Source organism: Longimicrobiaceae bacterium (assembly GCA_035936415.1).
GTDB lineage: Bacteria > Gemmatimonadota > Gemmatimonadetes > Longimicrobiales > Longimicrobiaceae > JAFAYN01.
In genome coordinates, this window is sequence record DASYWD010000421.1 from 1 (window position 1) to 4773 (window position 4773).

6 protein-coding genes are annotated in these 4773 nt (G+C 72.0%); 2 read left to right on the forward strand and 4 right to left on the reverse strand.

What is annotated here, in order from left to right; all coding sequences use genetic code 11:
- Positions 1 to 1184: DNA polymerase III subunit gamma/tau (dnaX, locus tag VGR37_17145; protein ID HEV2149137.1), on the reverse strand; the 1184-nt coding region annotated here is incomplete at its 3' end.
- 215 nt (positions 1185 to 1399) lie between these two features.
- On the opposite strand from dnaX, the gene VGR37_17150 reads away from it, so the two are divergent.
- Together VGR37_17150 and VGR37_17155 are read left to right on the forward strand one after the other, a co-directional pair.
- The gene (locus VGR37_17150; protein ID HEV2149138.1) at positions 1400 to 1630 is read left to right on the forward strand and encodes a hypothetical protein; all 231 of its coding nucleotides are present in this window, start codon (positions 1400 to 1402) and stop codon (positions 1628 to 1630) included.
- A complete protein-coding gene (locus VGR37_17155; protein HEV2149139.1) occupies positions 1630 to 2061 on the forward strand; it encodes a type II toxin-antitoxin system VapC family toxin in 432 nt (143 codons plus the stop codon). The genes VGR37_17150 and VGR37_17155 overlap by 1 nt, the downstream gene beginning before the upstream one ends.
- Before the next feature lie 12 nt (positions 2062 to 2073).
- Here VGR37_17155 and VGR37_17160 read toward each other — a convergent pair whose 3' ends face one another.
- The 3 genes from VGR37_17160 to VGR37_17170 form a co-directional block, all read right to left on the reverse strand.
- Entirely contained in the window at positions 2074 to 2466 is a 393-nt protein-coding gene (locus VGR37_17160; GenBank protein ID HEV2149140.1) for a YraN family protein, read from the reverse strand.
- Between the two features lie 14 nt (positions 2467 to 2480).
- Entirely contained in the window at positions 2481 to 3530 is a 1050-nt protein-coding gene (aroF, locus tag VGR37_17165) for a 3-deoxy-7-phosphoheptulonate synthase (protein HEV2149141.1), read from the reverse strand.
- A gap of 102 nt (positions 3531 to 3632) precedes the next feature.
- A partial coding sequence (locus VGR37_17170) for an AAA family ATPase (GenBank protein ID HEV2149142.1) occupies positions 3633 to 4773 on the reverse strand: 1141 nt, incomplete at its 5' end.

Sequence of the window (4773 nt, forward strand, 5' to 3'; positions counted from 1 at the left end):
CCGTTTCCCGGTGGCGCCTCCGCGGCGCCCCCGCCGTTCCCGCCGACGGCGGCGAGCACCTCCTCCAGCGTGACGGTGCGCTCCAGGTACGCGAAGCGCAGCAGGAGCAGCTCGATCAGGATGCGCTGCTCGCCGCTCTTCCGGAAGCGGCCGTCGGCGTCCAGCTCCGCCACCTGCGAGAGCATCCGCAGCAGGTCTCCCGCGGCGAACCCCTCCGCCCGCGCCGCCATCTCCGCGCGCAGGTCGTCGCGCACCTCGGCCGCCTCCGCGCCCTCCAGCTTCACGATGAGCAGGGCCCGGATGAAGTCGGCGAGGCCGCGGTAGAACTCGGTGAAGTCGTACCCCTGCTCCAGGAGCCGCGCGACGAAGCGGAACACGTCGGCGTGGCGCCGCTCGGCGATCACGTCGAACAGCTCCAGGTACAGCTCGCTCCCCACCAGCCCCAGCACGCGCCGCACGTCCTCGGCGGTCGGCGCCCCCTCGGTGAAGGAGAGCACCTGGTCCAGGAGCGAGAGCGCGTCGCGCATCCCACCGTCGGCCTTCTGCGCGATGGGGAGGAGGACGTCGTCCGCGGCCTCGATCCCCTCGGCGGCGAGCACCTCTCGGAGCCGGCGCACCAGGTCCGTGGTCCCGATGCGGCGGAAGTCGAAGCGCTGGCAGCGCGAAAGGATCGGGGGCGCGGCCTGCTGGATCTTCTGCGGCTCGGTGGTGGCGAACACGAAGATCACCCGTGGGGGCGGCTCCTCCAGGATCTTGAGGAGCGCGTTCCACGCCTCGCGGGTGAGCATGTGCGCCTCGTCGATGATATAGACCTTGAAGCGGTCCTCTTCCGACGGGGAGTACATGGCCCGCTCGCGCAGCTCGCGGGCGTCGTCCACGCCGCGGTTGGAGGCGGCGTCGATCTCCACCACGTCCAGCGAGGTGCGCCCGGCCCAGATCTTCTGGCAGGAGTCGCAGACGCCGCACGGCTCGCCGTCCTCGCCGCGGTCGGCGCAGTTGAGCGCCATCGCCAGCACGCGGGCCAGCGTGGTCTTCCCTACCCCGCGCGGCCCGCAGAACAGGTACGCGTGCGCCACGCGGTCGCGCTGGACGGCCGCCCGGAGCGTCTCGGAGACGTGCTCCTGCGTCGCCACCTCGGAGAAGCGGTGCGGGCGGTAGGTGCGGGCGAGCGCGGTTCGGGACACTGCGATGACGTTGAAGGAGATGAGAGGCGCGGGACTGCGACGTCCAACGTGGGTTGAAAGCTAATATACCACGGGGGGGAAGAGGGGATCCGACGGAGCTACATTCGCCAGGCGTCCTCCATGTGCTCCAGGGCGGGCCCGCGTCCGCCCGGCACCGGTTCGGCTTGACAACCCGTCCCTGATTCCTCCACTTTGGAGGAAAACGGAGGCAAGCCATGGCTACGCTGAACGTCAAGAACCTGCCGGACGCCCTCTACCAGAAGCTCCAGGCACGCGCCAGGCGAGAGCACCGCTCGGTGGCGCAGGAGGTGACCCGACTCCTGGAGAAAGCGCTCGAGGAGCCGGAGCCGCTCTCGATCCTGGATCTGCAGGGGCTGGGAGCGGAGCTCTGGGCCGGCGCCGACGCCGCGGACCACGTGGAGCGGGAGCGTCGCGCGTGGGACTGATGGAAGCCCTCGGCCCCGGCCCCGTAGCCGTGGACACCGCGGTCTTCATCTACTTCGCCGAGGAGCACCCGGCCTTCCTTCCGCCGGCCCGGCAGATCTTCGCCGCCGCCGACCGGGGAGACCTGGAGGTCGTGACCTCGGAGATCACCCTCCTCGAGGTCCTCGTCGTTCCCTATCGTGCGGGGAATCTCCCCCTGGCGGCGCGCTACGAGGCCCTCCTGACGCGGAGCCGTGGCGTGCGCCTGGTGCTCCTGGACCGCGTCCTGCTTCGAACGGCCGCCCAGCTGCGGGCCGTCCACGGCATCCGGACGCCCGACGCGCTTCAGCTCGCGGCGGCGCTGACGGCTCGCTGCTCGGCGTTCCTCACCAACGACCGGAGGCTCCCCACCGTCCCGGGGCTGCCGGTCGTACAGCTCTCCGACCACGCGTGAGGCTCCGGCCGTCTACATCCTCCAGGCGTCCTCCACGTGCTCCACGGCGGGCTCCCCTCCCCCGCCCACCAGCACCGCCACCGCGTCGAAGCGGTACACGTCGCCCGGGCGGCCGTGGCGGTCCACCCAGGCCTGCGCCACCTGCCCGATCTCCCGGCGCTTCTTCCAGGTGATGGCTTCCAGCGGGTGGCCGTAGCCGTGGCCGCCGCGCGTCTTCACCTCCACGAACGCGACGACCTCGCCGCGGCGCGCGACGAGGTCGATCTCCTTGCGTCCCAGGCGGAAGTTGCGGGCCACCACCGTCCAGCCGCGCGCGGCCAGGTAGCGGGCGGCGATCTCCTCGCCCCGGTCGCCGAGCGGCTTGGTGGCCCGGCGCGACGGGCGGAGCGGCCCGCTGGTGCCCATCCCGCCGCGCCCGGTCAGCGGACGCCGGCCGGCGCCAGCGAGGGGCTGAGCGTCCGCCCGATGGCCTCGGCGATGAGCGCGATCTGCTCCATCATCTCCCCGAACTGGTCCGGATAGAGCGACTGGGCCCCGTCGGACATAGCGCGCTCGGGGTCCGGGTGCACCTCAATCATCAACCCGTCGGCGCCGGCGGCCACGGCGGCGCGCGCCATGGGGATCACCATGGCGCGGACACCCGTCCCGTGGCTCGGGTCCGCGACGATGGGGAGGTGCGAGAGACCCTTCACCACCGGGATGGCGGTCAGGTCCAGGAGGTTGCGGGTCTGCTGCGAGTCGAAGCCGCGCACGCCGCGCTCGCAGAGGATCACCCGCCGGTTCCCCTCCGCCAGGATGTACTCGGCGGACATCAGGAACTCCGTGATCGTCGCCGACATCCCGCGCTTGAGCAGCACCGGCTTCCCCGACCGTCCGGCCAGGCGGAGCAGCGAGAAGTTCTGCATGTTGCGCGCGCCGATCTGGATCACGTCGGCGTACTTCACCACCAGGGCCAGGCTCTCCGGGTCGATCGCCTCGGTGACGATCGCCATCCCGGTCTCATCGCGCGCGCGGGCCAGCAGCTTCAGCCCGTCCTCCGCCATCCCCTGGAAGGAGTACGGCGAGGTGCGGGGCTTGAAGGCGCCGCCCCGCAGCACGGTGGCGCCCGCGTCGCGGAGCCGCTGCGCGACCCCGATGATCTGCGCCTCCGACTCCACCGAGCACGGCCCGGCCATCACCGCCACCTCGTCGCCGCCGATGCGGGTGCCGTTCTCCAGCTCGATGATGGTGGGCTCCGGCGACCACTCGCGCGAGACCTGCTTGTACGGCTGCGAGACGTGGATCACCTGGAGGACGCCGGCGAGCGCCTCGATCCGGTCGGCCGGCACCTTGCCGTCGTTGCCGATCAGCCCGACCGCCGTGCGCTGCTTCCCCGGGATGGGGCACGCCTCGTAGCCGAGCTCGTGGATGGTGTCGACGACGCCCCGGATCTCTTCCTCGGTGGCATCGTGCCGCATGACGACGAGCATGTCAGTTTCACGCGCAGGTGTTCGAATGCAGGGACCAGGAGAAGTATAGCACCCTGCCCGGCGCGGGTGAAGGACGGCCTCTTCGGATCCCTTCGCGCTCCCCTACGCCACCCGCTCCCGGTCGGTCAGCGCCCAGGCGCCCTCCAGCTCCACCCCCACCAGCGTCGAGACGCCGGGCTCCTCCATGGTGACGCCGTAGAGCCAGTCGGCGGCCTCCATGGTGCGGGGGTTGTGCGTGATGACCACGAACTGCGTGTCCGCCTTGAAGTCCTGCAGGAGCTGGATGAAGCGGCCCACGTTGGACTCGTCCAGCGGGGCGTCCACCTCGTCGAAGAGGCAGAAGGGCGACGGCTTCACCAGGTATATGGCGAAGAGCAGCGACAGCGCCGTGAGCGTCCGCTCCCCGCCGGAAAGGAGGTGGATCCGCTGCGTCTTCTTGCCGCGGGGCGAGGCGTGGATCTCGATGGGCGACTCCAGAGGGTCGTCCGGGTCGGCGAGCCACACGTCGCACTCCCCGCCCAGGAAGAGCGAGTGGAAGGTGCGCTGGAAGTTCTCCCGGATGGTGCCAAAGGTGGCGAGGAAGACCTCGCGCGCCGTCTTGTTGATCTGCCGGATCGCCGCCGCCAGGTCGTCGCGCGCCTTTACCAGGTCGTCGCGCTGCTCCAGGAGGAAGGTGAGGCGGCGCTCCTCCTCCTCGTGCTCCTGCACGGCGAGCATGTTGATGGGACCGAGCGCGTCCACCTGCCGCGCCAGCTCGCGCACCTCGGCGCGCCAGGCGTCGGGGGTCCCCTCCTCCACCGGGCCGGCGGCGGCGAGCAGCGTCTCCCAGGGACGGCCCCACTCCGCCTCCAGCCGGTCGCGCGCGCGCTCGACGCGGCCGCTCCACTCCGTGCTCTCCAGCTCCAGGCGATGCCGCTCCTCGGACGCCTCCGCCTCGCGCCGGCGGTGGACCCGGGCGCGCTCCTCCGCCTCCCGCGCTTCCGCCTCGATCTCCGCGAGGCGCGCGTCCGCGGCCTGCAGCTCGGCGGCGGCGCGGTCGCGCTCCCCGAAGAGGGCCTCCACCTCGTCCCCCGCCCGCTCGCGGACGCCGGAAAGGCCCTCCAGCGAGCGCAGCAGCTCCGCGGCCTCCGCGTCGATGGTCCGCTCGCGGCGCTCGGCCCCCTCGCGACCCTGGACCGAGGCGGCCAGGCGGCGCTCCGTTTCCCGGAGGTCCCCCTCCCCGCGCGCGGCGGCGACCCGCAGC

What these genes read in the sequence shown, in the direction of transcription:
- VGR37_17155 (HEV2149139.1), top strand. Translation starts at nt 1,630, where the DNA reads ATGGAAGCCCTCGGCCCCGGCCCCGTAGCCGTGGACACCGCGGTCTTC.
- aroF (HEV2149141.1), bottom strand. Translation starts at nt 3,530, where the DNA reads ATGCTCGTCGTCATGCGGCACGATGCCACCGAGGAAGAGATCCGGGGC.
- VGR37_17150 (HEV2149138.1), top strand. Translation starts at nt 1,400, where the DNA reads ATGGCTACGCTGAACGTCAAGAACCTGCCGGACGCCCTCTACCAGAAG.
- VGR37_17160 (HEV2149140.1), bottom strand. Translation starts at nt 2,466, where the DNA reads ATGGGCACCAGCGGGCCGCTCCGCCCGTCGCGCCGGGCCACCAAGCCG.